General features: G+C 49.5%; 23 protein-coding genes and 1 pseudogene. 16 read left to right on the top strand and 8 right to left on the bottom strand.

What is annotated here, in order from left to right; translation table 11 throughout:
• The 3 genes and pseudogenes from HMPREF9370_RS12195 to HMPREF9370_RS06425 all read right to left on the bottom strand — a co-directional run.
• Positions 1-180: pseudogene (locus tag HMPREF9370_RS12195) on the bottom strand (hypothetical protein); the annotation flags it as partial.
• A gap of 37 nt (positions 181-217) precedes the next feature.
• Positions 218-868, bottom strand: coding sequence for a response regulator (locus tag HMPREF9370_RS06420; RefSeq protein WP_009116584.1), 651 nt, complete (start codon positions 866-868; stop codon positions 218-220).
• Positions 865-2,751, bottom strand: coding sequence for a type IV pili methyl-accepting chemotaxis transducer N-terminal domain-containing protein (locus HMPREF9370_RS06425; protein WP_009116585.1), 1,887 nt, complete (start codon positions 2,749-2,751; stop codon positions 865-867). Before HMPREF9370_RS06425 ends, HMPREF9370_RS06420 begins: the two co-directional genes overlap by 4 nt.
• Positions 2,752-2,904: 153 nt before the next feature.
• Between HMPREF9370_RS06425 and HMPREF9370_RS06430 the strand changes: the two genes are divergently transcribed.
• The 4 genes from HMPREF9370_RS06430 to HMPREF9370_RS06445 are packed head-to-tail and all read left to right on the top strand — an operon-like array spanning position 2,905 to position 5,375.
• The gene (locus tag HMPREF9370_RS06430) at positions 2,905-3,153 is read left to right on the top strand and encodes a MoaD/ThiS family protein (protein WP_009116586.1); all 249 of its coding nucleotides are present in this window, start codon (positions 2,905-2,907) and stop codon (positions 3,151-3,153) included.
• Positions 3,154-3,155: 2 nt separating this feature from the next.
• Positions 3,156-3,614 carry a molybdenum cofactor biosynthesis protein MoaE gene (locus tag HMPREF9370_RS06435; protein ID WP_009116587.1) on the top strand — a complete coding sequence of 153 codons (459 nt, stop codon included), beginning with the start codon at positions 3,156-3,158 and terminating at the stop codon, positions 3,612-3,614.
• On the top strand, positions 3,605-4,186 hold the full coding sequence (gene mobA / locus HMPREF9370_RS06440) for a molybdenum cofactor guanylyltransferase MobA (protein ID WP_009116588.1): 582 nt from the start codon (positions 3,605-3,607) through the stop codon (positions 4,184-4,186). Before HMPREF9370_RS06435 ends, mobA begins: the two co-directional genes overlap by 10 nt.
• Complete coding sequence (locus tag HMPREF9370_RS06445; protein ID WP_009116589.1) at positions 4,179-5,375, top strand: molybdopterin molybdotransferase MoeA; 1,197 nt, start codon at positions 4,179-4,181, stop codon at positions 5,373-5,375. Before mobA ends, HMPREF9370_RS06445 begins: the two co-directional genes overlap by 8 nt.
• A gap of 48 nt (positions 5,376-5,423) precedes the next feature.
• Here the strand turns inward: HMPREF9370_RS06445 and nadC are convergent, their stop codons facing one another.
• Together nadC and HMPREF9370_RS06455 are read right to left on the bottom strand one after the other, a co-directional pair.
• Positions 5,424-6,296 (bottom strand): carboxylating nicotinate-nucleotide diphosphorylase, encoded by an 873-nt coding sequence (gene nadC / locus HMPREF9370_RS06450; RefSeq protein ID WP_040666990.1) that lies wholly within the window; start codon positions 6,294-6,296, stop codon positions 5,424-5,426.
• A 21-nt stretch (positions 6,297-6,317) separates the two neighbouring features.
• Positions 6,318-7,259 (bottom strand): NUDIX hydrolase, encoded by a 942-nt coding sequence (locus HMPREF9370_RS06455; protein WP_009116591.1) that lies wholly within the window; start codon positions 7,257-7,259, stop codon positions 6,318-6,320.
• A gap of 268 nt (positions 7,260-7,527) precedes the next feature.
• Between HMPREF9370_RS06455 and nadA the strand changes: the two genes are divergently transcribed.
• From nadA to HMPREF9370_RS06505, 10 genes are all read left to right on the top strand, one after another.
• The gene (nadA, locus tag HMPREF9370_RS06460) at positions 7,528-8,646 is read left to right on the top strand and encodes a quinolinate synthase NadA (RefSeq protein WP_009116593.1); all 1,119 of its coding nucleotides are present in this window, start codon (positions 7,528-7,530) and stop codon (positions 8,644-8,646) included.
• Complete coding sequence (nadB, locus tag HMPREF9370_RS06465; RefSeq protein WP_040667522.1) at positions 8,646-10,148, top strand: L-aspartate oxidase; 1,503 nt, start codon at positions 8,646-8,648, stop codon at positions 10,146-10,148. Before nadA ends, nadB begins: the two co-directional genes overlap by 1 nt.
• 313 nt (positions 10,149-10,461) lie before the next feature.
• The gene (locus HMPREF9370_RS06470) at positions 10,462-11,412 is read left to right on the top strand and encodes a cation diffusion facilitator family transporter (RefSeq protein ID WP_009116595.1); all 951 of its coding nucleotides are present in this window, start codon (positions 10,462-10,464) and stop codon (positions 11,410-11,412) included.
• A gap of 59 nt (positions 11,413-11,471) precedes the next feature.
• Positions 11,472-12,122, top strand: a complete 651-nt coding sequence (locus HMPREF9370_RS06475; RefSeq protein WP_009116596.1) for an HAD family hydrolase — start codon at positions 11,472-11,474, stop codon at positions 12,120-12,122.
• A gap of 10 nt (positions 12,123-12,132) precedes the next feature.
• Entirely contained in the window at positions 12,133-12,738 is a 606-nt protein-coding gene (recR, locus tag HMPREF9370_RS06480) for a recombination mediator RecR (protein WP_009116597.1), read from the top strand.
• 59 nt (positions 12,739-12,797) lie between these two features.
• Positions 12,798-13,868, top strand: a complete 1,071-nt coding sequence (locus tag HMPREF9370_RS06485) for an AI-2E family transporter (RefSeq protein ID WP_040666992.1) — start codon at positions 12,798-12,800, stop codon at positions 13,866-13,868.
• Between the two features lie 247 nt (positions 13,869-14,115).
• A complete protein-coding gene (locus tag HMPREF9370_RS06490) occupies positions 14,116-14,622 on the top strand; it encodes a hemerythrin domain-containing protein (protein ID WP_040666994.1) in 507 nt (168 codons plus the stop codon).
• A 131-nt stretch (positions 14,623-14,753) separates the two neighbouring features.
• On the top strand, positions 14,754-15,080 hold the full coding sequence (locus tag HMPREF9370_RS06495; protein WP_009116600.1) for a YegP family protein: 327 nt from the start codon (positions 14,754-14,756) through the stop codon (positions 15,078-15,080).
• Positions 15,081-15,158: 78 nt separating this feature from the next.
• The gene (locus tag HMPREF9370_RS06500) at positions 15,159-15,440 is read left to right on the top strand and encodes a hypothetical protein (RefSeq protein WP_009116601.1); all 282 of its coding nucleotides are present in this window, start codon (positions 15,159-15,161) and stop codon (positions 15,438-15,440) included.
• 180 nt (positions 15,441-15,620) lie between these two features.
• A complete protein-coding gene (locus HMPREF9370_RS06505; RefSeq protein ID WP_040666996.1) occupies positions 15,621-17,288 on the top strand; it encodes an FMN-binding glutamate synthase family protein in 1,668 nt (555 codons plus the stop codon).
• A gap of 601 nt (positions 17,289-17,889) precedes the next feature.
• Here HMPREF9370_RS06505 and HMPREF9370_RS06510 read toward each other — a convergent pair.
• Positions 17,890-19,584 carry an ATP-dependent nuclease gene (locus HMPREF9370_RS06510; RefSeq protein WP_009116605.1) on the bottom strand — a complete coding sequence of 565 codons (1,695 nt, stop codon included), beginning with the start codon at positions 19,582-19,584 and terminating at the stop codon, positions 17,890-17,892.
• A gap of 74 nt (positions 19,585-19,658) precedes the next feature.
• The gene (gene alaS, locus HMPREF9370_RS06515) at positions 19,659-22,283 is read right to left on the bottom strand and encodes an alanine--tRNA ligase (protein WP_040666998.1); all 2,625 of its coding nucleotides are present in this window, start codon (positions 22,281-22,283) and stop codon (positions 19,659-19,661) included.
• 298 nt (positions 22,284-22,581) lie between these two features.
• Here alaS and HMPREF9370_RS06520 point away from each other — a divergent pair, with 298 nt between their 5' ends.
• Positions 22,582-23,721, top strand: a complete 1,140-nt coding sequence (locus tag HMPREF9370_RS06520) for a polyamine ABC transporter substrate-binding protein (protein ID WP_009116607.1) — start codon at positions 22,582-22,584, stop codon at positions 23,719-23,721.
• 123 nt (positions 23,722-23,844) lie between these two features.
• On the opposite strand, the gene HMPREF9370_RS06525 is transcribed toward HMPREF9370_RS06520, so the two are convergent.
• A complete protein-coding gene (locus tag HMPREF9370_RS06525) occupies positions 23,845-24,258 on the bottom strand; it encodes a Spy/CpxP family protein refolding chaperone (protein ID WP_009116609.1) in 414 nt (137 codons plus the stop codon).
• Between the two features lie 223 nt (positions 24,259-24,481).
• Here HMPREF9370_RS06525 and rpe point away from each other — a divergent pair, with 223 nt between their 5' ends.
• On the top strand, positions 24,482-25,159 hold the full coding sequence (rpe, locus tag HMPREF9370_RS06530) for a ribulose-phosphate 3-epimerase (protein ID WP_009116610.1): 678 nt from the start codon (positions 24,482-24,484) through the stop codon (positions 25,157-25,159).
• Positions 25,160-25,230 lie beyond the last annotated feature (71 nt).

The raw sequence follows: 25,230 nt of genomic DNA on the forward strand, positions 1-25,230 counted from the left end.
TAAAATCAGCTCCCGCCCGCCTTCTTGCTGGCTGATGTGCTTAATACGTACGGGTTTGACGCTGCTTTTAGACGCATGGGTTTTGGGTTTTTTACTTGATGAAAAAATGCCGCAAGATGAAAGCGTAACAGTCAATATACCCAAACAGGCGGCGCGGTAAAGCGGTTTCAGATTCTTCATGGCGGTTCCTTGAATGAATGCGTTTGCAGCCGGCGGCTTAGTCGGGCTGCGGCACTTTATGTTGCACGGCATACACCGCAGCTTGCACGCGGCTGCTTAATTCCAGCTTGCGCAAAATATTCTGCACATGCACTTTAATGGTGGACTCGGCTAAATCGAGGCGGCGGGCGATGATTTTGTTGCTGTGGCCGGCAGCCAGATAACCGAGGATCTCCAGCTCGCGCGGCGTCAGACCGGCAAGCTGGTTGTTTTTAGGCGCAGGTGTAGGAGAAATGAGCGATTGAACCAAGCGGGCGGTCATTTCGGGTGAGAATACATTGTCGCCATCTACGGCTTTGCGGATAGAATCAAGCAGAAAATCGGCATTGATGTTTTTCAACAGAAAGCCGCGCGCGCCCAAGCGCATACATTCGGTGAGATCCTCGCTGTCTTCCGATACGGTAAGCATCACCACGGTTTGCTCAGGGTTGGCATTGAGGATTTGCTCCAATGCTTCCCGTCCGTTCATTACCGGCATATCCAAATCCAGCAATACGATGTCGGGGCGTAACTGCTCCGTGATTTTTACGCCGGCCAAGCCGTCTTCAGCTTCGCCGACAACATTGAAATCTTCTTGGCGGGAGAGCAGGGCTTTAATGCCGCTGCGGAAAAGGGTGTGGTCGTCGATCAGTACGATATTGATGCTCATGTGGCTTCTCTTTTATTTTCATGTAAAGTCAATGTGATGGTGGTGCTTTGGCCAGGTGCGGAAGCTATGTTTAGATCCGCATGAATTCTGCGCGCCCGCTCGTGCATAATACCGATGCCGACATGGTTGTTGCTCATGGCCTTCAGCCTTTCGGGGCTGAACCCGATGCCGTTATCATGGATGCTCAGAATGAAATCTTGGTTGTTTTGTAGAGTTATTTCAACGCTGTCTGCGCGGGCGTGTTTGCGGATGTTGGATAAGCTTTCCTGCAAAATGAATATCACTTGCAGCTGCTGTTCCGGGCTGAGCGGCAAACCATGCCCTTGCCAGTTAACCTGGGCCGGAATATGCGTTTGCTGGGTAAACCGCTTCGCTAGGGTTTCAACTGCTTCGGTAAAGTCTTTTCTGCTGACTTTTGTGCGGAAGTTTAGCAGAAGTTCGCGCACGTCGTCATAGCATTCTTGCACGCCTTCTTTGATGAAATTCATATTTTCCTGAACCTGCTCCTGCTGCCCGGTTTGCATGGCGTTTTCAAGCATTTGTACTTGCAGGTTTAGGAAAGTCAGGGTTTGTGCGATGCTGTCGTGCAGGCCTTGGGCCAGTAGATTGCGCTCCTGTAAAACGGCAAGCTGGCGGTTTTCTTCTATGAGCCGGATATTGGCTATGGCCAAACCGAGCTGGTCGCATAAAGTATTTAATAAATCGGTTTCTGCGGGTTTTAGTGTGGTTTCTTCTTTGAAATAGAGTGTAAAAATGCCGATATCCTGCTCTTTATGACGCACATGAAATACGGCCACGTCTTTGAAACCGATTTTTTCGCAAAGGTTGGTTTGGGCAGGTGGCTCTTTGTGGAAGAAATGCACTATTTGTTCATCGGCCCGGCTGGCTGCGTGGCCGCAAAAACAAGCTTCCAAACGCTCGCATTGTTCGGCAGTTTGCAGATTTTCAGGCAGGCCTTTACTGGCTGCCAAATCCATGCGGTTGCGTGTGAAATCCAGCAGGCGAACGCTGCCGGCGGAAGCTGATGTTTGCGGCAGCACATGGTTGAGAAAATCTTGTGCGGCTTCTGTGGACGCATGTGTTTGGTGGAGTTGGCGGGTGGTTTGATAGAGTGTTTCCAGCTCATGGTTTTTGCGGGCAAGGTCTTGCGTTTTGCACTGAACTTCCTGCTCAAGGTTGTTGTAGAGCTTTTGCAGATGGGCACCCATTTGATTGAAGCCGTCGGCAAGTTGGGCAAATTCGGCCACGTTGCCGAGCGCCACTTTTTTACCAAACCGTCCGGCTCGAATGGCTTTCACTCCCAACCGTAAATTGTTAATCGGATGAATAACCCAAGCGTAGAGTAAAACCATCATCACCGCCGCGCCAATCAACACCATAATCATCAGGCCTGTCTGAAAAAGCCGTAGCCATTCGGTGTCGCGGGCGTTTTCAAGTTCGGTAAGATGAACCAGCCGGCTGATTTCTTTAACGAAGTTTTGTACAGTTTCGGCCGAAGCAGGCTGATGATGGGTAGCGGAGGCAAACAGCATGGGGCGGGTCAGCTTTTGCCAGTGATGCACCACTTTTTCCATCTGCTCGTGAATCTCTTCCGATTCGGGCAAAAAGAGCGGGCGTTTCGGATCGCCGTTTTGCAGGTTGGTAAGGATGCGGTCAAATTCTTGAATATCGGGCTGGATAGTTTCATTATCGGCATTTTTTGCGAGCTTGAAAGCCATAAGATAAGTGCGCATACGCAAGCTGCCTGCATCGTTGATGGCTGCGCCCGCGCCTTCCATACGCCAAGATAAAACAAGCGTAAAAGCAATGGATACCAAGGCTGCCGTTACGCCAAACGCGGTAAGCAGTTTCAAACGGGATGAGAGGCTGAGGTGGCTGTTCATAAGGGGCCGTTCATAAACTTAATTAAGGATTAGGCCAAAAGTAGCATTTAGAAGAACTAGCTTCAATTCTACTAAAGAATAGGGCATCTTCCCAGCTTACGGAATTCAGGTAGAATCCGCCTGTATTTCATTTTTTCAGACAGGCATTTCAACATGATCAGCATTCTTTATTTCGGCGTATTGAAACAGCGCTTGCAAACCGAGCATGAAACCATCGAATGGCCGGGTGGCAACGGTAATGATTTGCTTAAGCTGCTGCGCGCCCGCGGGGAAGAATGGAACGATGCGTTGGCTGAAGACAAAATATTCCGCATCGTGATTAATAAGCAGATTAGTCCGTGGAGCGCAGAGATTCCCGACGGTGCCGAGGTGGGGTTGCTGCCGCCGGTAACGGGAGGCTGAAGATGAAACTGACCGTGCGCGTGCAGGAAGCGGATTTCAATCTGCAAAACGAATATGACGCGCTGCTGAAAGATGCTGAAAATACCGGTGCGGTGGCGGCATTTGTCGGGCGGGTGCGCGACAGGGATACCGACACGCCTTTATTCCACCTTTTTCTGGAGCATTATCCCGAAGTTACCGAGCATGAAATCGAACGCATTGCGCATGAAGCCGAAACGCGCTGGCCGCTAACCGCCTGCACCGTTATCCACCGGGTGGGGCTGTTGGAGGCAGACGACCAAATCGTATTGGTGTTAACGGCTAGCGAACACCGCAAAGCCGCATTTTCTGCGGCCGAATTTTTGATGGATTATCTGAAAACCCAAGCACCGTTTTGGAAGCAGGAGCGTTTTTCAGACGGGCGTGAACACTGGGTGGAAGCCAAACAAAGCGATGCAGAGGCCGCAGATAAATGGCGCTGAACGCATTAATTTTGGCAGGCGGGCAGGGCAGCCGCATGGGCGGTTGCGATAAGGGGTTGGCAATGTATGAGGGAGCGGCGTTTATCGACCATATCATCCGCCGCTTGAATGTGCCATGTGCCCAAGTTGCCGTGAGTGCCAACCGCAATCAAGCGGAATATGCAAAGCGTGTGCCGCTGGTGTTTGGCGATTTGCCGGCTTACCAAAACTGCGGTCCGCTTGCCGCGTTGGCCAGCGCGGCTGAAACTGTGTTGGCTGATGTCGATTGGTTGCTTGTCGTGCCTTGCGATACCTTGCATTTGCCGCAAGATTTATGCGGCAGGTTAATGGCGGCGGCAAAACAAAACCCCGGGTGTCGCGCTTTTTATGCTGCTACCGAAACACACCGACATCACGGTGTGATGCTGGTGCACACGGATTTGCTCGGTTCGGTTGCCGCTTATCTTGATGCAGGCGGCCGCAGCATACGGGGCTGGCTGCGTGAACACCGTGCACGCGCTGTGTATTTTCCAAACGAAGCCGAATTCCGAAACTACAATACCTTGCAAGATATGGAGAACCCACATGCTTGATTTTGAAACTGCGCTCACCCAATTGCTTGCCACACATTCCTGCCGCCAGGGCAGCGAAACCGTATGCCTGTCTGAAAGCATGGGTCGGATACTGGCGGAGCCGCTGATTGCGCGCTACCCGAGCCCTTTGTTCGACAACAGCGCGATGGACGGCTATGCCGTGTGCGACAATCAGGGCGGCTTGCAAGACTTTACCGTAGTCAGTCGGATTATGGCGGGCGAAACCAGCGACACGCCTTTGCAGCACGGGCAGGCCGTTCGCATTTTTACCGGCGCCGCATTGCCGCCGCAAACCACGGCGGTGGTGTTGCAGGAAGACTGCCGGGTTGAAGGCGACAAGTTGCATGCCGATGTGGCCATCAAAGCAGGGCAGCATATGCGGCTGAAAGCTGAGGAAATCGAAGAAGGCGATATTTTGCTGGCACGCGGTAGCATGATGTCTGCCGCTGCCGTGGGCTTGGCCGCATCGCAGGGTTACCGCGAGCTGCCGGTGTACCGGAAAATGAAGGCGGTTGTGTTTTCCAGCGGCAACGAACTTACCGAGCCGGGTGCCGAATTGGGCAAGGGCAAAATTTACGATGCCAACCGCTACCAACTGATTGCATGGCTGCGCAATTTGGGCATCGAAACCGACGACGGAGGCATTCTGCCCGACGATTTGGCGCATACCCAAACCGCTTTGCAGCAGGCGGGCGAACAATATGATGTGATTATTACCAGCGGCGGCGCATCGGTGGGCGATGCGGATTACCTGAAACAGGCCTTGCAGAATATCGGCGTGCTGACCGAGCACAGTATCGCCATCAAACCCGGCAAACCGTTTGCCTGGGGCAAAGCGGGCGGCGCGCATATATTTGTATTGCCGGGTAATCCCGTTTCCGCGTTTGTGACCGGGCAGATATTGCTGCTGCCGGTGTTGAACAAATTAATGGGCAAAAATGAAGCAGATTGGCAGCTTGCTGAGTTATATGTTTCCGCCGCATTTACCACCAAAAAAGCCATCAAACGCCGCGAGTTTCTGCGGGTTCGGGTTGAAACGGTCGATAGCGGAGAAACCATCGCCCGCCTGCTGCCTAATCAGGGCTCGGCTATGTTGGCTACTTGCGTGGCGGCCAATGCCTTGTGCGACGTGCCGCCGAATACGCTGATAAAAGCCGGCAGCAAAGTGCGGGTATTGATGCTGAAGTAACACAAATGCCTGTCTGAAAAATTTTCAGACAGGCATTTTGATTGTGCTTCAACTTAAAAAATCCAACCCTATATCCAGCGATCGACTGCTGTGCGTCAGATAACCCAGCGCGATAAAGTCCACGCCGGTGGCGGCCACTTCGCGCAAGCGGTTAAACGTGATGCCGCCCGAGGCTTCGCAACGTGCTTTACCGCAGCACATGGCTACGGCTTGTTTCAGCGTTTCATTGTCCATATTGTCGAGCAGCACCAAATCCGCACCGCCCGCCAAGGCCTGCTCCAACTGGGTTAAAGTGTCCACTTCCACTTCAACGGGAATCAGATGGCCGGCAAGCTGTTTGGCACGCTTCACCGTTTCAGAGAGGCCGTCTGAATAGACTAAGTGGTTGTCTTTAATCAGAATCGCATCGTCCAAGCCCATGCGGTGGTTGCAGCCGCCGCCTGCCCGCACGGCGTATTTTTGCAGTGCGCGCAGGCCGGGAATGGTTTTGCGGCTGCATGTGATGCGCGTTGGATAATCTTTGATTTCGCCAACGGCGGCGGCGGTCATGCTGGCAATGCCGCTCAGATGGGTAAGGTAGTTGAGCGCGGTACGTTCGGCGGTAAGCAGGGCATGTGCGGAACCTTTCACTTTAGCCAACACTTGGCCTGCCCGAATATCGGTGCCGTCTGCTGCTAAAGCCTGAAATTCAATCGACGAATCGGTTTCCGCAAACGCCAACCGGGCCAAATCCATACCGGCCAGCACGCCGTTTTCACGGCTCACCACGGCCAATTCGGCCTGCACACCGGCGGGAATCGCCACCGCAGACGTTACGTCGCCGCGCCGCCCCAAATCTTCCAACAGGGCTTGTTGGACAAAGGGTTTCAACACTACGTCGGGCAAGGGAAACAATAAAGGCGAAGTGGCGGCTTGCTGCATAAGGTTCTCCATAAAGTTTGTTTATTTGCGCAACGGCAGCTTGATGTCGGAAATCAGGCTTTCCAGCAATACGTTGTCTTTAAATTGATAAAGCTGGGCGGGGCGACCGATGCCTCCGGCGGTGTTGCCCGCTATCGGTTCGATTAAATCCTGATGTTTGATTTGGCGGCGGAAGTTTTGTTTGTGCAGCCTGCGGCCGGTGAGCGCTTCGATGCTTTGCTGCAATTGCAACAGGGTAAATTGCGGCGGCAGCAATTCGTAAATAATCGGGCGGTATTTGATTTTGGCGCGCACACGCGACATGGCGGTGGCCAATACGCGCCGGTGGTCGTGTGCCATAAACTTGCCTGTAAAGGCCGGATCAAATTCTGCCGACCGCTCCGGCGATTCGTGAATCAGCCCTGCTTCATACAGCAATTCGTAGCGCAGCAGCACATATTCTTCCGACCATTCGTAAGGTGCCAAACCCCAGCACAAATTCATGCGGTTTAAGCGTTCCTGCCGCCCGGCTTCGGTGTCGGCCGTATTGGCCCAGCGGCGGATATGCTGCACGATATGGGCGACGGTCTGTTCATGCCCGGCACAGCAGGCGTTTTCCCACGGGAAATAGCTGTACCAATCGCACCATCTGGCGGTTCCGCTCAAAATCGTTTCGTCGGCTTCGCGCACCAAGCCCAAATAGCTCACATAGAGCACGGGCAAGCCCTGCTCGTTTTTGCGGTCGGCATCGATAAAGGTGTAGAGCTGTTCCACATAGCCCATAGGCTGCCCGGTTTTCTTCGCCACCCAAACGCGCACGCCCGCCTGAAGCGAGCGGTGTACCGGCAGCAAAGGGCCGTTGAGCAGCAGGCTGCCGTTATCAACGGTGAGCACGCGCGGCCGGCCGCCGGTTACGGTAATCAACACCGCCACCAATTCCACCAAGCCTTCAACGCTGCCGCTTACTTCGGGAAATGAATCCATCTGCTCTGCGTCTAGTTATTGATTGAAAACCGCATTCTACTGCACATATCGCAAATAAACTTTATTTCTGCTACGGCTTTTCTGCGCCTTGTCGTACCACCCGTACTGTCTGCGGCTTGCTGCCTTGTATCAAAAATAAGTTTATCTGCTCTAGCGCAATGCCTGTCTGAAACCTCGTGCCGCAGATTTCTTCTTGCCCATTATACTCAAGATGAGCATAATAGAAAAAAAGAAATGACACCCGATAAAGATAAAGAGGAATCCTGCCATGCAAACCGGCCAATACCGCGCTTTCGACTACGATGCCCCCTTGTCGAACCAACCGACTTCCGCCTGCCAAATCCGCCAAGCGTGGGCGCGCGTGCCCGAGCCTTTGTCCCATGAAGCCACAGGCCGTCTGAAAAACGACATCCGTGATTTATTGGAGCAGCACGATGCCGTATTGGTAGCACATTACTATGTTGACCCGCTGATTCAGGATTTGGCTTTGGAAACGGGCGGCTGCGTGGGCGACTCTTTGGAAATGGCGCGCTTCGGTGCGGAACATCCCGCGCAAACGCTGGTGGTGGCCGGTGTGCGCTTTATGGGTGAGAGTGCCAAAATCCTCAGCCCCGAAAAAACCGTGTTGATGCCGGATTTGGAAGCGGAATGTTCTTTGGATTTGGGTTGTCCGGCCGATGAATTTGCCGCGTTTTGCGATCAGCATCCCGACCGCACGGTGGTGGTGTATGCCAACACTTCCGCTGCCGTCAAAGCGCGTGCCGATTGGGTGGTTACTTCTTCGATTGCGCTGGAAATCGCCACGCATCTGCATCAGCAAGGCAAAAAGCTGATTTGGGGCCCCGACCGTCATTTGGGCGAATACATCCGCAAAGAAACCGGCGCCGATATGTTGCTGTGGCAAGGTTCGTGCATTGTGCACAACGAGTTTAAAACGTCCGAACTGGCCGCCCTCAAAGCCAAGCATCCCGAAGCTGTGGTGTTGGTACACCCTGAATCTCCGGCAGGCGTAACCGAATTGGGCGATGTGGTCGGTTCGACCAGCAAGCTGTTGAAAGCCGCGATCGAGCGGCCGGAGCATACCTTTATTGTGGCCACCGATTTAGGCATTCTGCACGAAATGCGCAAACACGCACCGCATAAAACCTTTATCGCCGCACCCACCGCCGGCAACAGCGCCACCTGCAAAAGTTGTGCGTTCTGCCCGTGGATGGCGATGAATTCGCTGCAAGGTATCCGCCATGCGCTGGAAAACAAAACCGGAGAAATCTTGTTGGACGAGCAACTGGGCCGTACCGCCAAACTGCCGCTCGACCGTATGCTGAACTTTGCCGCTGCGTTAAAACAACCTAAACCAGACGCTTTCAACGGAATCGGACCTGCATGATGAACACCGAATGGGACGTGATCATCGCCGGCAACGGCTTGGCTGCCATCACATTGGCGCTCTCGCTACCTGAAAGCTGCCGCATCGCCGTTTTGTGCAAAAACCGCCTGCAACACAGTGCCAGCAGCCATGCTCAAGGCGGCATTGCTGCGGTTTTGTATGATCCCGACACGTTGGAAAAACATGTGGCCGACACCTTAACCGCCGGAGCGGGTTTGTGTGACGAAACGGCAGTGCGTGAAATTCTGGTGCAAGGCGGCCAAGCGATTGGATGGCTGCTGCAATTTGGTGTGCCGTTCGACCGAAATTCAGACGGCCTGCTGCATTTAACCCGCGAAGGCGGCCACAGCATGCGCCGCATTGCCCATATTGCCGACCACACCGGCAAGGCAGTCATGGAAAATCTGCATCAAGCCTTGCGCAACCGAGCCAATATCCATGTGTTTGAACGCCATATGGCACTGGATGTTTTGAAAAATCCCGAAGGCACGGCCTGCGGTTTGCGCGTGCTGTCGCAGCAAGACGGCAACACAGCCGAATGGCGCGCCCGCTATACCGTGTTGGCCGGTGGCGGCTTGGGGCAGATTTATCCGCACACCACCACGCCGCCGGAATGTACGGGCGACAGCATTGCCATGGCTTTGCGGGCAGGCTGCACCATCGAAAACGCCGAGTTTATCCAGTTCCACCCCACCGGCTTGGCTTTGCCGCATAAAACAGACGGGCGGACTTTTCTGATTTCCGAAGCCGTCCGAGGCGAAGGCGGCGTGTTGCGCAACCAAAAAGGCGAACGCTTTATGCTGGGTCGGCACCCCTTGGCTGAACTGGCACCGCGCGACATCGTCGCCCGCGCCATTGCCCGCGAAATCGCCAAGCAAAGCGAACCGTTCGTGTGGCTCGATATCAGCCACCGCCCCGCCGAATTTATCCGCAGCCACTTCCCCAGCATTTACGCCCACTGCCTGGAAAACGGCATCGACATCACCCGCGAAGCCATGCCCGTTTGCCCTGTGCAGCACTACACTTGCGGCGGCGTGGCCACCGACACTTGCGGCAGAACCCAAATCGCCAACCTGTTCTGCTTGGGCGAAGCCGCCTGCACCGGCCTGCACGGCGCCAACCGCTTGGCCAGCAATTCGCTGCTGGAATGCGTGGTTACGGCGCGCAAAGCGGCGGAACGGATAGAGAAGGGCGGGAAACAGATTTTGTTGAAACACACCGAGCCAAGCGTTCACACACCGGCGAATCCGCCCTCAAACCTGCCCGTATTCAACCGCGAAAATCTGCACCGCCTGACTGCATCCTATTTGGGCATTCTGCGCAATCATCAAGGCTTGGCCGAAGCACAGGCCATTTTAAATAGTTGGTTGCATAATTTGCCCGAACCGCAAACCGCACGGGAATATGAAGACCGCAATCTCTTGCTGTGCGCCACAGCCGTAGCCGATGCCGCCGCACGTCAAAAACGTAATGTCGGCGCACACTTCAATACTGATTTATAGTGAGACGGTAATAAGTAAGACCGGGCATGGGTAAAAAGATATTCAGGTTGGGCACGAGTGTGACAGCAAATATTGGAATGATGGAAATGCCTGTCTGAAAAAGTGGTTTTCAGACAGGCATATATTATATGCACCATCACACTTTGAAGAATCAGCGTAATGTAGAATTTCCGTTATTTTAGTGTTCAGCCTTGAAGATGGCAGAAAGGTTAAATATTTAAACTTAATAATCTATTTGGCTGTATGATATGCCTGTCTGAAAATATTTTCATCCAACCTATCGGAATAGCTTTTTAAGGTTCGGGAGGCCGCCATGTCTGCATCTCATGAGCATCACCACAGCCACACAGCCAATAAGCAGGTTTTGCGCACTTCATTGATAGTTATCGGCGTGTTTATGCTGATTGAGGTGATTGGCGGTATGGTGACCAACAGCCTTGCATTGCTTTCCGATGCAGGGCATATGTTTTCCGATGCGCTTTCTTTGGGTATTTCGCTGCTGGCGATGAAGCTCGGCGAGCGTTCGGTAAACCGTTATAAAACTTTTGGTTATAAGCGTTTTGAAATTCTGGCTGCGGCGTTTAACGGGCTGACTTTACTTGTGATTTCGCTTCTGATCGCTTGGGAGGCGATCGGCCGCTTTATCCAGCCGCCTCCGGTGTCGACGGCTGGCATGTTGGTGGTCAGCACGCTGGGCTTGCTGGTTAATGTATGGGTGGCTTGGTATATGTTGAAAAACAGCGATACCGAGGGAAATCTCAATATGAAAAGCGCTTATCTGCATGTGTTGAGTGATTTGTTCGGTTCGCTGGGTGCGATTGCAGCGGCTTTGTTGATGATGGCGTTTGACTGGCAGTGGGCTGATCCGCTGGCGAGTATGTTGGTGGCGGCTTTGATTGCGCGAAGCGGCTGGGGCGTGATGCAGCGTGCTTCCCATATTTTGATGGAAGGTGTGCCGGTTGATGTGGATTTAGACCATATTTCCGGCATTATCCGACAAACCGAAGGTGTAGATTCCGTGCATGATTTGCATGTGTGGAGCATCAGTAACGGCATACATGCTTTATCTTGCCATATTGTGGTGGAGGGTGGTATGAGTGTTGCCGATGCGGAGCAGATTGTTTACCGTTTGGAGCATAGCTTGGCACACGAGAATATCCAACATGTTACGGTGCAAACGGAGAGCAGGGTGCACCCGCATGGCGATGATTTACTATGCAAAATGCCTATTCATGAGAGCCATGAACATCACCACCAGCATTAATGTTAAAATGCCTGTCTGAAAAAATTCAGACAGGCATTTTACAGAAAGAATAATTCACAATGACTATCCAAGCCGTATTATTTGACCTCGACGGTACTTTAGCCGACACCGCTCTTGATCTGGGCGGTGCATTGAATTCACTGCTTCGCAAACACGGTTTGCCGGAAAAGCCGATGGAAGAAATCCGCCCCGTTGCCAGCCACGGTGCGAGCGGGTTGATTATGCTGGGCGCCGGCATTTCTACTTTCCATCCGCATCATGACCGCTGGCGTAAAAACTATTTGGCCGAATACGAACAATGCTTTGATAAAGATACGGTTTTGTTCGACGGTATCAACGAATTAATCGGCAAATTGGTTGACCGCGGTTTGAAATGGGGCATCATTACCAATAAGCCGCAAACTTTTACCGACCGCCTGGTGCCCAAGCTGGCATTCGCGGAAGAGCCGGCGGTGGTGGTGAGCGGCGATACCTGCGAAGAGCCGAAACCCAGCATCAAACCCATGCGCCACGCCTGCGCCGAACTCGGTATTCCGCCGGAAGCCTGCCTTTATGTGGGCGATGCAGAACGCGATATGATTGCCGCCAGAAAAGCCGGTATGACATCGGTTTTGGCCGAGTGGGGCTATATCTCGCAAGACGATACTGTGGAAGATTGGCCGGTGGATTTTTCCATTGAAAAACCGCTGGATTTATTGAAACATTTATAAAACCAAAGAAATGACCCGTAAACTCGATGCGTTCGGCCGCCTGATTAATGCTTTGAAAGTATTGCCCAATGTAGGCCCCAAATCCGCCCAGCGCATGGCTTATCAGCTTTTGCAGCATAACAGGGAAGGTGCGGCCGAACTGATGGCGGCATTGCAGCATGCGCTCAAGCAGATTCGGCACTGCCGCCTATGCAATACATTCTGCGAAGATGAAATCTGCCCCATCTGCGCCGATGCCGAGCGCGACCCGCGCCGCTTGATGATTGTGCATATGCCTGCCGACGTAGCGGGTATAGAAGCGGCGCGCTGCCACGACGGGCTTTATTTTGTATTGATGGGGCAAATTGATCCCGCTCAAGGTATGGATTTAACACATATTGCGCTCAACCCTCTAATCGAACGGCTGAAAAACAGTGAGGTTGAAGAAATCATCATCGCCACTAATTTCACTGCCGAAGGCGATGCCACGGCTTATGTGTTGTCTGAATTATTTAAAAACCTGCCGTATAAAGTGAGCCGACTTTCCCGCGGCATCCCGTTGGGTGCCGAGCTGGAATATGTGGATGCAGGCACACTGGCGCAGGCCGTGTATGAGCGCCGGCAGTTAAAAGATTAAACGCATCATGCCTGTCTGAAATGGTTTTTCAGACAGGCATTTCAAACGAAGGAAAGTTTATGTATCAAAAGAGAGCGCGCCCGATAAGGCCATGGATTACCATGTGCGTGGTGTTGATATTATTCGTGTGGCTGCTTTATGCTTTGGGCAATATTCTGACACCTTTTATCGTTGCCGCTGTGATGGCTTATATTTTGAACCCGCTGGTGGAAAAGCTGCGCAACCATGGTGTTAAACGCGGCTTGGCTTCCATGCTGGTTATGGTGTCGGCTTTGGTGTTGTTGCTGGCTTTGGTGCTGGTGATTGTGCCGATGCTGATTAATCAGTTTAGCAATATGCTGGAGCGGCTGCCGCAAATCGTGAATTTTATCCAACATAAGATATTGCCTTGGCTGAACAATATGGTGGGCGACAGGGTGACCATCAATACTCATACCGTAGCGGTGTGGCTGCAATCGCAAACCGGAGAGTTGAGCAAAGCATTGAAACAGGCTGCCCCCGCGCTTATGCGGCAAAGCGGCAATGTGGTAATGGGTTTGAGCAATTTGCTGCTGTTGCCTTTTCTGTTGTATTACTTCCTGCTCGACTGGCAGCGCTGGTCGCACGGTCTCCGTGCTTTGGTGCCGCGCCGCTTTATCGAAAGCTACACACGGATTGCCGGCAACATGGATAAAGTGTTGAGCGAGTTTTTGCGCGGTCAGCTGATGGTTATGCTGATTATGGGCTTGGTTTACGGACTAGGCCTGATGCTGGTTGGGCTGGACTCAGGTTTCGCCATCGGCATGATTGCCGGTATTCTCGTGTTTGTGCCTTATTTGGGCGCATTCACCGGCTTGCTGCTGGCTACCGTTGCGGCCTTGCTTCAATTCGGTTCGTGGCAAGGGCTGTTGATGGTGTGGGGAGTGTTTGGGGTTGGCCAATTTTTGGAAAGCTTTTTCATCACGCCGAAAATTGTGGGCGACCGCATCGGCCTATCGCCTTTCTGGGTAATCTTCTCTCTGATGGCATTTGGACAGCTGATGGGATTTGTCGGCATGCTGGTCGGCCTGCCTCTTGCCGCGATAACGCTGGTGTTGTTGCGCGAAGGCGCAGATGCTTACTTCGGCAGCCGCTTTTACAAACACAAATAAACCATACTCTTTAGAATTGTTTTCAGACAGGCATATGCCTGTCTGAATTTTTTGTTGGTTTAATGAATATAGTCAATCAACTTATTTTTAATACAAGGCAGTAAGCCGCAGACAGTACAGATAGTACGGCAAGGCGCAGCAACGACGTAGTAAAAGTAATTTGATTGACTATATATCTCTTTGGAAGGGTTAACTCCCATTGCTTTTACCTGTTAAAGTAACCGGGAATCAGAAAAAGGATGTCACGATGAATTTATTCGACACACGCAGCGTTACCTTCGCCGAGCCGATAGAAATGCTTTATGCCTGCCATGAAAAAGTGCGCCGCTTTTGCAGCCAGATAAACATGTTGTCCGCTTATATTGCTGAAAATGGCTTCAACGAAATTGCGGAACAAGCCGTTAAGCAAATTGTCCAATATTTTACCGTGGCCGCGCCGCTGCACCATCAAGACGAAGAGCAGGATTTTTTTCCGCTGCTGCTCAAATACGCGCCCCAAGCACAAAGCAGCATCGAAGAGTTGGAAAAACAGCACGAAAGCCTGTATGAAAACTGGTTGGCATTGCATGAAGAGTTTGCCCGGCTTAAAACCAACCCGCAACACATTCCAAACGAGCATCTGATGAAACGCTTTACCGATGGCTACACGGCCCACTTGGCGGTGGAAGAGCCTTTATTCGAAATGGGCAAACAACATATTCCTACCGAAGAGCTGGCTGAAGCAGGCAAACGAATGGCGGCGCGCAGGACATAAATTATCCGGAAATTATTCATTTTTCAGTAGTTATGCTTTTGGGGTTTGTTGACAAGCAGTATTGCAGTTGATTATAGTTTGCCGCAAAAGTTGGTTGATGATGAACATACTTTATAACAAAGGAGTAAATTATGGCGACATTTGAATTGAAAAAAAGCGATACCGGTGCATACCATTTCAACTTTGTGGGTGCCGAAGGCAAAACAATCCTGCGCAGCGAGCAATACAGCAGCAAAGCCGCAGCGCAAAACGGCATAGAATCCGTGCGTAAGAATGCAGATCAAGAAGGGCGCTACGAATTGAAAGAGAGCAGCTCGGGTCAATCCTACTTCAATTTGAAAGCGGCCAACGGCCAAATTATCGGCACCAGCATGATGTATGCCGATAGTGCCGAGCGGGAAAAGAAAATTGCTGAAGTGAAACAAGGCGCAGCAAAGGCCAGCGTAATGGAAGTTTGATTAGCAGTTATTTCGAGTAAAAGCCTGTCTGAAAATAGATTCAGACAGGCTTTGGTTTTCGCAAGATAAGGAAGCGCAATGAAACAAAACAAAAAACTATGGTTATTATGCTTGGCAACAGTATTGAGCTTGAGCGCCTGCCGCGGCGAAGATTCAGACCGCGACGACAGAGATTCAAAATATGAACGCGAAGCCGACGATAGAGAGCGGGATCACGACCGCCGCGATACCGATGACGGTAGAGATCGCGACGATGACGATCATGATAACGACAGAAACAGAAAAGATGACCGCGATAGGGATGACGATCGCGACAGAGACGATGAAAGAAGCGACAAGCGTCGCGATAAAGACGATTAACCGCTAAGCCGCCGTGACACAATGCCTGTCTGAAAGAGTGTTTCAGACAGGCATTATTGTTCGCCATATAAGCCAGCCGCCGATACCGAGCACTTATCCATTTATACCGCCATAGCGTATAATCTTAAAATGATACATAACCATAACCAACTTATTATTTTCTATATTTTAGGAACCCGCATGTCACAAGGCGAACCCAAACCCACCAACACCCATTCCGCAAACTACGGCTTCCTGATTATGCCGCGCTACGGTTTGTTTTGGCTGTTTATCGCATTAACCGTCATCAGCCTGCTGTGGCAGATTTGGTGGCTTTTTATCATATCGCTCGCATTTACCGCGCTCGGCATCCACGATATTACCCAAAAACGCCGCGCCATTTTACGCAACTACCCGATCGGCGGCCATATCCGATTCTTATTGGAAAACTTCCGCCCCGAAATCCGCCAATATTTTCTGGAAGACGACCAAGAACAAGTGCCGTTTTCGCGTCAACAGCGCTCGCTCGTGTACCAACGTGCCAAAAATTTAGACAGCACCACCGCATTCGGCAGCATCAACGACCTCAACAAAACCGGCAGCGAATGGTTTCTCCATTCCGGCAACAGCCATAAAATCAGCGACAGCAAATTCCGCGTACATATCGGAAACGAGCGCTGCCTGCAACCTTACGACTTATCCGTGTTCAATATTTCCGCCATGAGCTTCGGCGCACTTTCCGCCGCCGCCATCGAAGCTCTTAACAAAGGCGCCAAAATGGGCGGCTTCGCCCACGACACAGGGGAAGGCAGCATCAGCCCTTATCACCAAAAACACGGCGGCGACCTGATTTGGGAGCTGGGAACAGGCTATTTCGGCTGCCGTGACGAGCAAGGCAATTTCAATCCCGAAACTTTCGCCAAACGCGCCGCGCTCGAGCAAGTGAAAATGATCGAAATCAAGCTTTCGCAAGGCGCCAAACCCGGCAAAGGCGGCGTATTGCCCGCATCCAAAATCACCGAAGAAATTTCCAAAACCCGCGACGTGCCCATGGGCATAGACTGCATTTCCCCGCCCAGCCACCCCGCATTCTCCACCCCGCGCGAACTGGTTAAATTCTGGCAGCAGCTGCGCGAACTTTCCGGCGGCAAACCCGTAGGCTTCAAACTCTGCATCGGCATGCCGTGGGAATTTATGGCCATCGTTAAAGCCATGATAGAAGAAGATAATTACCCCGACTTCATCGTGGTTGACGGCGCAGAAGGCGGCACCGGCGCCGCGCCCGTAGAATTTATGGATTCACTCGGCATGCCGCTGGTTGATGCTCTGATTTTCGTGCAAAACACCCTGGTCGGCGCAGGCATTCGCGATAAAATTAAAGTAGGCGTGAGCGGCAAAATCGTGAGCGGTTTCGACATCGCTAAAATGATGAGCCTCGGCGCCGACTGGTGCAATAGCGCGCGCGGCTTCATGTTTGCCGTGGGCTGTATCCAATCCCGCTCTTGCCACACCAACAAATGCCCCACAGGCGTAGCCACCCAAGACCCATCGCGTCAGAAAGCCTTGGATGTGCCCGACAAATCCGAGCGCGTGAAAAACTTCCACGCCAACACTTTAAAAGCACTGGCCGAAATCGTAGGCAGCACAGGCCTCACCCATCCCTCACAGCTCAAACCGCACCACATCGTGCGCCGCCAGCCCGACGGCTGGATCAAACTCCTGTCTGAACACTATCAATTCATTGAACCCGGCTCGCTGATTACAGGCCACTGCGGCCGTCCCATTCTCGACCGCATGTGGAAACTCGCCGACCCCGACAGCTTCCAAGCCATGGGCATTGCCGATGAAATTATTAAAGGCGAAGATTGATTAAAGCCGTATAGTCAAACCATTTAAATTGTAAAAGCACCGTCATACTCGGGCTTGACCCGAGTATCTTGAGTTCCAATAATGTTGGGAGATATTCGGGTCAAGCCCGAATATGATGCGTGCACTATTTTGAAGTTGATTGACTATATCCATTACTTAAAAAATGCCTGTCTGAAAAACATTAAGTTGGTTTTTCAGACAGGCATTTGTATTAACCATAGATTTTAGAATCAACACCTTGTTTTATTGAGCTTTGTAGGTCGGATATTTGTATCCGACAAATCGGTCAAGATAAGTAGAGCAGATAACCCGAATTATCGAGCGCATATTTCAAATGAAAACCGCAAGCGGCAATCAGCAGAGTTGCGGCGGTCAAAAATATTTTTTCATAACGGCTTTCACAGTTAGATAAACAGATGGGGATTATAGCCCAGCGGGAAAGTGTTTGTCAGGCAGCGGCGATTGGTTTAGGCCGTCTGAAAAGTTTCAGACGGCCTTGTTTAATGAAATATAGAATCAAATTAAGTGTAGGTGAACTTTTAAAACTGATAAAAATAAAACTCAGGGTCTCCGAAAAAAATATTTGAAAAAGAACAAACCATTAGCGAGAAGCATTCTTTTCTGTTGATAATTCTTGAGTAATAACTTTAAATAAAGTTTGAAAATTTTTCAATTCTTCCACAGAAACTCTTTTCTTTGTAAAACTATCAAGTATTTTTTGTTTGATTTCATTTTTGGCTGATTTACGAGCAATAGTGTCTTGGGCAGATAATTTCATTACCAAATCCGTATTTTTTGAAAATACTTCGGCTCGGATTGAATCAGGAACTAAGCCTTCAATACATTCTTGACCAGGTTTATTTATACCAATTGAAATATATTGTTTGCCTTCAATTAAATTAATTTGTTTCATTATGCGTTCTAATTCTAACTTGGCATCTAAATCAAAAGTAATTAGGACTTTTTCAAATTTTTGGATTATAAATTTTAGTAAAATTGAATTTTTTAGTGCATCTTTTCCACCATAAGCAACAATTTCTACATTGTTAGGTATTTTAAATTTAGCATGATTAAGAGAATTGATATGCTCTAAATATTTTTTATCTATTTCCCCTTCTACCAATAAAACAGCTTTGTTATTAGTAGTTAATACCGTTTTCCAACCCTCAAATTCAGAATTATCCAATCCCAAAATTAAACTAAACGGTGTCATCCAGTTTGACTCCTCTAACTCAACTTTCTCTGTTTGTTTTAATTTATTACGGAAAATTTTTCTATCAAGAAGAACATTACATTTGACATCCTCTTGGGATAACATATATGGACTGTGGGTCGTTACAATAATTTGAATTTCTAATTCTTTGGCTAATTTTCGTAATACACGACCAAATTCTGCTTGGCCTGATGGATGTAAAAAACTTTCAGGCTCTTCAATCATGACAAATGGTGTAATTCTATTAGGATCAACCTTAGATTTAATACGTTTTGCTTGCAAAATAGACATTAAAATATGTGTTCTATTTTTGGTTCCACTTCCCCAATCATCTAGAGGAACATCAACATTTTTATCTTTTAGATTCATAGTGAAAGGCAAGGAACCTGTGTACATATCTAACATAGAAAACTCTACTTCATATTTATCTTCCAAATTTCCCAATAAATCAGATAATTCAGATTTATGTGCTTTTGATATGCTTTTTACTTTATTTTGCAATTTTTTCTGTTCATCTAATAATTGTTTTTTTTCTTCTTCTGTAAAAATAATCTCATGCAGATAATTCATCCTTCCATAGATTGATGAAAAATCTCGTGCAGCAGAGTCGTGCATAAATGCTAGATTAGAACTAGCAAGTTTTTGAAAAATTTCTTGCGCTGCATATTCTGAAACTGTATGTCCATCCACTAAACAACTCTGTTTTCTCTCATTTTTTTGATTTATAACTAAAGATAACTCAAGCTGAATAACAGATTGTAAATCATTAGTTTCTGTGATGCGTTTTACAAATTGATGTAATCCCGGATCAGTACTTTCACCAATAGATACTTTATAGTGTAATTCGATATCTGGATTCCCATCCACCCACTGGGTTTTTGCCTCCTGATAGCGAAAGTCATCATCTCTACTAAAAAAATAACGTTCTCTTAACTGATCTTTGAATATTTGTCTTAGCACATTTATAAGGTTTGATTTGCCTGCATTATTTTTTCCTGAAATGGCCGTGTAATAACCTGAAAAATCTATTTTAATATCTTCTAAAGTTTTGAAGTTTTTTATATTAACCGATTCCAATTTCATTCGTTTTCTCCACAAAATGTTAAGTTAATAAAATGGATAATAACAATGTTATTATCCATTTAATAACCATACTGTTAATTTATTAAGTTATTAATCCAGTCGTTAATAGTTTTTAAAGCATCAGGCAATTTAGTCGCATTCGTACCCCCCGCCTGCGCCAAATCAGGCCGTCCGCCGCCTTTGCCGCCTACTTGCTCGGCGACAAATTTCACCAAGTCGCCTGCTTTTACTTTAGCGGTTAAGGGTTTGGAAACGCCTGCGCACAGGGAAACTTTGCCGTCGTTTACGGCGGCAAGTAACACGATAGCCTTTTCGGATTTGCCGGTAAGGTCGGTAACGATTTCGCGCAAGGCGGCTGCGTCGGCTTCGATTTGGGCAACCACGAGTTTGGCTTCGCCTACGTTTTTGGCGTTATCCAAAAGTTTTGCGCCGGCATGTACGGCAAGCTCGGCTTTGGCTTTGGCTAAATCTTTTTCCAGCGCTTTGGTTTGGGCGGCGTTGGCTTGGATTTTGCCCAATACGTCGCGCTCGGTTTGGGCTTTTACTTCGGTGATGATGTTTTTAACCAAACGCTCTTGGTTTTGCGCCCATTTCAGAGCGTTCAGGCCGGTGATGGCTTCGATGCGGCGGATGCCTGCGGCGATACCGCCTTCGGAAATGATTTTGAAGAGGCCGATGTCGCCGGTGCGTTTAACGTGGGTGCCGCCGCACAATTCGGTGGAGAAATCGCCCATTTTCAGCACGCGCACTTCCTCGCCGTATTTTTCGCCGAAGAGCATCATGGCGCCGGCTTTTTGGGCGTCTTCCATACTCATAATGTCGGCATCTACGGCTACGTTGGCCAAAATTGCGGCATTCACTCGGCGTTCTACTTCGGCGATTTCTTCCGCGGTAACGGGCTGCGGATGGGAAATATCGAAGCGGGTCACTTCGGCGGTGACCAGCGAGCCTTTTTGCTCTACATGGCTGCCCAATACATCGCGCAAGGCGCGGTGCATCAGGTGGGTGGCGCTGTGGTTGCGCATATTGGCATCGCGGATATCGTTGTCGATTTCGGCGGTAACGCTGTCGCCCACTTTCAGACGGCCTGATGATACGACGCCGAATTGGCCGAACACGGCAGCTTTGATTTTTTGGGTGTCGTGTACTTCAAAGCGGTTTTCGCCTGCGAAGATATAGCCCACATCGCCCACTTGACCGCCGCTTTCGGCATAGAACGGGGTGTTATCCAGCACAACCGCGCCGGTTTCGCCTTCGTTCAATTCGTTTACGGGTTCGCTGTCTTTATAAAGGGCGAGGATTTTGGCTTCGGTTTTGCGCTCGGTATAGCCTTTGAACTCGGTGTCTTGGCCGTCGTAGGCAAGCTGGGTGTCGGCTTTGAAGCTTTGCGCAGCGCGGGCACGTTGGCGTTGGGCTTCCATTTCTCGCTCGAAACCGGCTTCATCCATGTCGATACCGCGTTCGCGGCAGATGTCGGCGGTAAGGTCGTAGGGGAAACCGTAGGTATCGTAGAGTTTGAAGATGATTTCGCCGTCCAGCATTTTGCGGCCGTCTGAAAGGGCGTTTTCCAGCAAAGCCATGCCGGTTTCGAGGGTTTGGGCGAAACGGGTTTCTTCATGGCGCAAGGCTTCGATGATGGCTTCTTGCTTCTCTTTCAATTCGGGATAGGCTTCGCCCATTTCGGCTACTAAATCCGGTACGAGTTTGTGGAAGAACGCGCCTTTTTGGCCGAGTTTGTAGCCGTGTCGCACGGCACGGCGGATGATGCGGCGCAGCACATAGCCTCGGCCTTCGTTGCTCGGCAGCACGCCGTCGGCAATCAGGAACGAGCAGGCGCGGATGTGGTCGGCAATCACTTTCAGGCTGGGCACTTCCATGCTGAATTCGGTGCCGGTTTCGCGGGCGGCGGCTTTGAGCAGGTTGCCGAACAGGTCGATTTCGTAGTTGCTGTTCACATGCTGCATCACGGCTGCCATGCGCTCCAAGCCCATGCCGGTATCTACGCTTGGCTTGGGTAGCGGGTTCATAGTTCCTTGTTCGTCGCGGTTGAACTGCATGAATACGCAGTTCCAGATTTCGATGAAGCGGTCGCCGTCTTCTTCGGGGCTTCCCGGAGGGCCGCCCCAGATGTGCTCGCCGTGATCATAGAAAATTTCGGTGCAGGGGCCGCAGGGGCCGGTGTCGCCCATTTGCCAGAAGTTGTCGCTGGCGTAGCGTTCGCCTTTGTTGTCGCCGATGCGGATGATTTTTTCAGACGGCAGGCCGATTTCGCTTTGCCAGATGTTGTAGGCTTCGTCATCTTCGGCATAAACGGTGGCCAAGAGTTTTTCTTTCGGAAGGTTCAGCCATTCGGGGGAAGTGAGGAATTCCCAAGCGAAATGGATGGCATCGTGTTTGAAATAGTCGCCGAACGAGAAGTTGCCCATCATTTCAAAGAAAGTGTGGTGGCGGGCGGTGTAGCCTACGTTTTCCAAGTCGTTGTGTTTGCCGCCTGCACGTACGCATTTTTGTGCGGTGGTGGCACGGCTGTAGGGGCGTTTGTCAAAGCCTAGGAATACGTCTTTAAATTGGTTCATGCCGGCGTTGGTGAAGAGCAGGGTCGGGTCGTCGTGTGGCACGAGCGAGGAAGAGCGCACAATCTGGTGGCCTTTGCTTTTAAAGAATTTGAGAAATTTTTGGCGTAATTCGGAAGTTTTCATGGTGTTTTCTGTATTAGGTTTAAACGGTTTCAGACAGGCATTCGAGCAATACGGAATGCCTGTCTGAAAACTGGAAAAATGTTTCATAATATTACCGCAGATTTAATATTGCGCCTACCCAAAAGGGTGGGTCTGTTTTATACTGGGCAGCCTTTGAGCCCTGATTAATCTGAAAGTAAATATGAAGGCAGTTGCGGGCTGAAATTTTCGTTTTATCTGAAGTTAGAAATTCTCTGATAAGCGGCTGCCGGCTGTTTGTTTGAATAACTATATTAATTGCAGGAGGTTGTAGCGAGAAATGAACATCAAATTATCTTTGTTGGGTGCGGCATTACTGGTTTTGGGTGCTTGCGGCGGCGCTAAGGAGGAAACGAAGCCCGCTGCGAAGGTTACGCAGGAAAAGCCGAGTCTACCGTCGACCAAGGATTTGAAAATTTATAATTGGACCGACTATGTAGACCCGCAAACGGTAGCCGATTTCGGCAAGCAATTTGATGTGAAGGTTACCTATGATGTGTATGAAAGCGACGAAGCTTTAGAAGGCAAGGTGTTGTCGGGCAAGTCGGGCTACGATTTGGTGGCGCCTTCCAATGCGTTTGTGGGGCGGCAGATTAAATCCGGTGCTTATCAGAAAATCGATAAATCCCTGATTCCCAATTACCGTAATTTAAATCCCAAACTTTTGGAAATGATGGCGGAAGTGGATCCGGGCAATGAATACGCCGTGCCTTTTTTCTGGGGCAGCAATACGTTTGCCATCAATACCGAGCGTGTGAAAAAAGCGCTGGGCACCGACCAATTGCCAGATAACCAATGGGATTTGCTATTTGATCCCGCATACACGGATAAGCTGAAAAAATGCGGCATCAGCTATTTCGATAGCGCGGCGGAAGTGTATCCGCTCGCGCTGCATTATTTGGGCAAAAAGCCCAACAGCAGCAATCCTGAAGATATTCAGGCTGCTACCGAGCTTTTGAAGAAAAACCGCCCTAATGTAAAGCGTTTCACTTCTGCAAGCTATGTGGATGAGCTGGCGCGCGGCGATGTGTGTATTGCGATGGGTTTCGGTGGTAACTTAAATATTTCCAAAAAGCAGGCGGAAAAAGCGGGTGAAAAAATCTCTGTGTTGATGCCTAAAGAAGGTGTGGGCATTTGGATTGATTCGTTTACCATACCGAAAGATGCTGGCAATGTGTTAAATGCGCATCGCTATATCAATGATTTTCTTGAGCCGACAGTAGCCGCGAGAAACGGCGATTTCGTTTCATTTGCTACCTCTGTGCCCGCAGCCAAAGAATTGATGAGTAAAGAGTTTACGGAAGACAGAGTAGTATTTCCTAGTGATGAAGACATGAAGAGCAGTTTCGTGATGCTGCCCATGGAGCCGGATACGTTGAAAACCATTGTAAGCGAATGGCAGAAAATCAAAGCAAGGTAGTAATACGATTAATGCCTGTCTGAAAACTTTTGAGACATTAAGTTAGGTCGGTTTGTTGTCGGTTTGTTTGTTATGTTTTTCATTACATAAGGAGTGCCCGAGAGCAATTCGGGCACTTTAGGTTTATCGGGCACAGTTTGCCAACCATTTTTCTTGTTGCTCGGGAGTCAGCACTTGAAATATTTTATGCTGTACCGAAAGCTCTTCAACGGCGAGATCCATATCGGAATCATAACGTTTTTGGAGATAGCGGCGGGCTTCGTGTTTGCTGAAAGGAACGGTTGATAATACTTTGATTAATTCTTGTTTGCGCGAGAAATTTGCACTCCGGTTTCTAATCTTGACTCTTTCTATATTTTTTTTGTGTGCATTCCGGATTTGGAGGAGCGCTTTTTGCTGGTTTTCATCCAAAGACAATGAGCGCATATCGCAATTAGGATAAAAATCGCTCAATACAACAGCAGAAGCGTGTAGCGATAAAGTACACAATGCGGTAGCAGCCGTATATTTGATGAAAGACAAGCTGGAAAATTTCATTTCATAATTCCGTTTAAATAAAGCAGGTTAAAGCGGATTCAATATAGCGGACTTTGGCGTGAAGCAGAGTATTTACGGCGTTAACTTCCGTTAATATATTTGATTTTAATATTCTTATTATTTTTGAATATTGTGATGCTTTTGTTGTAGTTTTGTTGTCATTGTGTCAGTTTGGGATGAATGGAATAATATGCCTGTCTGAAAATATAGTTGGAGTTTAAGCGTGGTTGATTACCGTATAGCCCCTAGTATTCTGTCTGCTGATTTCGCACGCTTGGGTGAAGAAGTGGAAAAAGTGATTGATGCGGGCGCCGATTTGATTCACTTCGATGTGATGGATAATCATTATGTACCGAATCTGACTTTCGGCCCTATGGTTTGCGCAGCATTGAAACCGTATTCGCGGGTGCCGATAGATGTGCATTTGATGGTCGAGCCGGTAGATGATTTGATTGTTGCGTTTGCAGATGCGGGGGCAGACATTATTACGTTTCATCCTGAAGCGAGCCGACATATAGACAGAAGCTTGAATTTGATCAGGGATAAAGGGTGCAAAGCAGGATTGGTGTTGAATCCGGCTACTCCGGTGAATGTATTGGAAAATGTGCTCGATCTATTGGATATGGTATTGGTTATGTCGGTTAATCCGGGGTTTGGCGGGCAGAGCTTTATTCCCAATACGTTAATCAAGCTGCGCCGTGTGAGAAATTTATTGGATGAATACGAGCGTTGCAGCCACCGTTGGATTGCTTTAGAAGTAGACGGAGGGGTGAAACCTGAAAATATTGCTGAAATTGCAGCGGCTGGAGCGGATACGTTTGTTGCCGGCTCTGCTATTTTTGGTAAGCCTGATTATGAGGCTGTTATCAGCCGGATGCGTAGGGAATTGGTTCAAGATTGATATTATTTTCAGACAGGCCTGTCTGAAAATTTATACTTAAAAATACTTTAGAAACGGTTTGGAAATGGGCT

This window comes from Neisseria wadsworthii 9715, assembly GCF_000227765.1.
GTDB classification, from domain to species: Bacteria; Pseudomonadota; Gammaproteobacteria; order Burkholderiales; family Neisseriaceae; genus Neisseria; species Neisseria wadsworthii.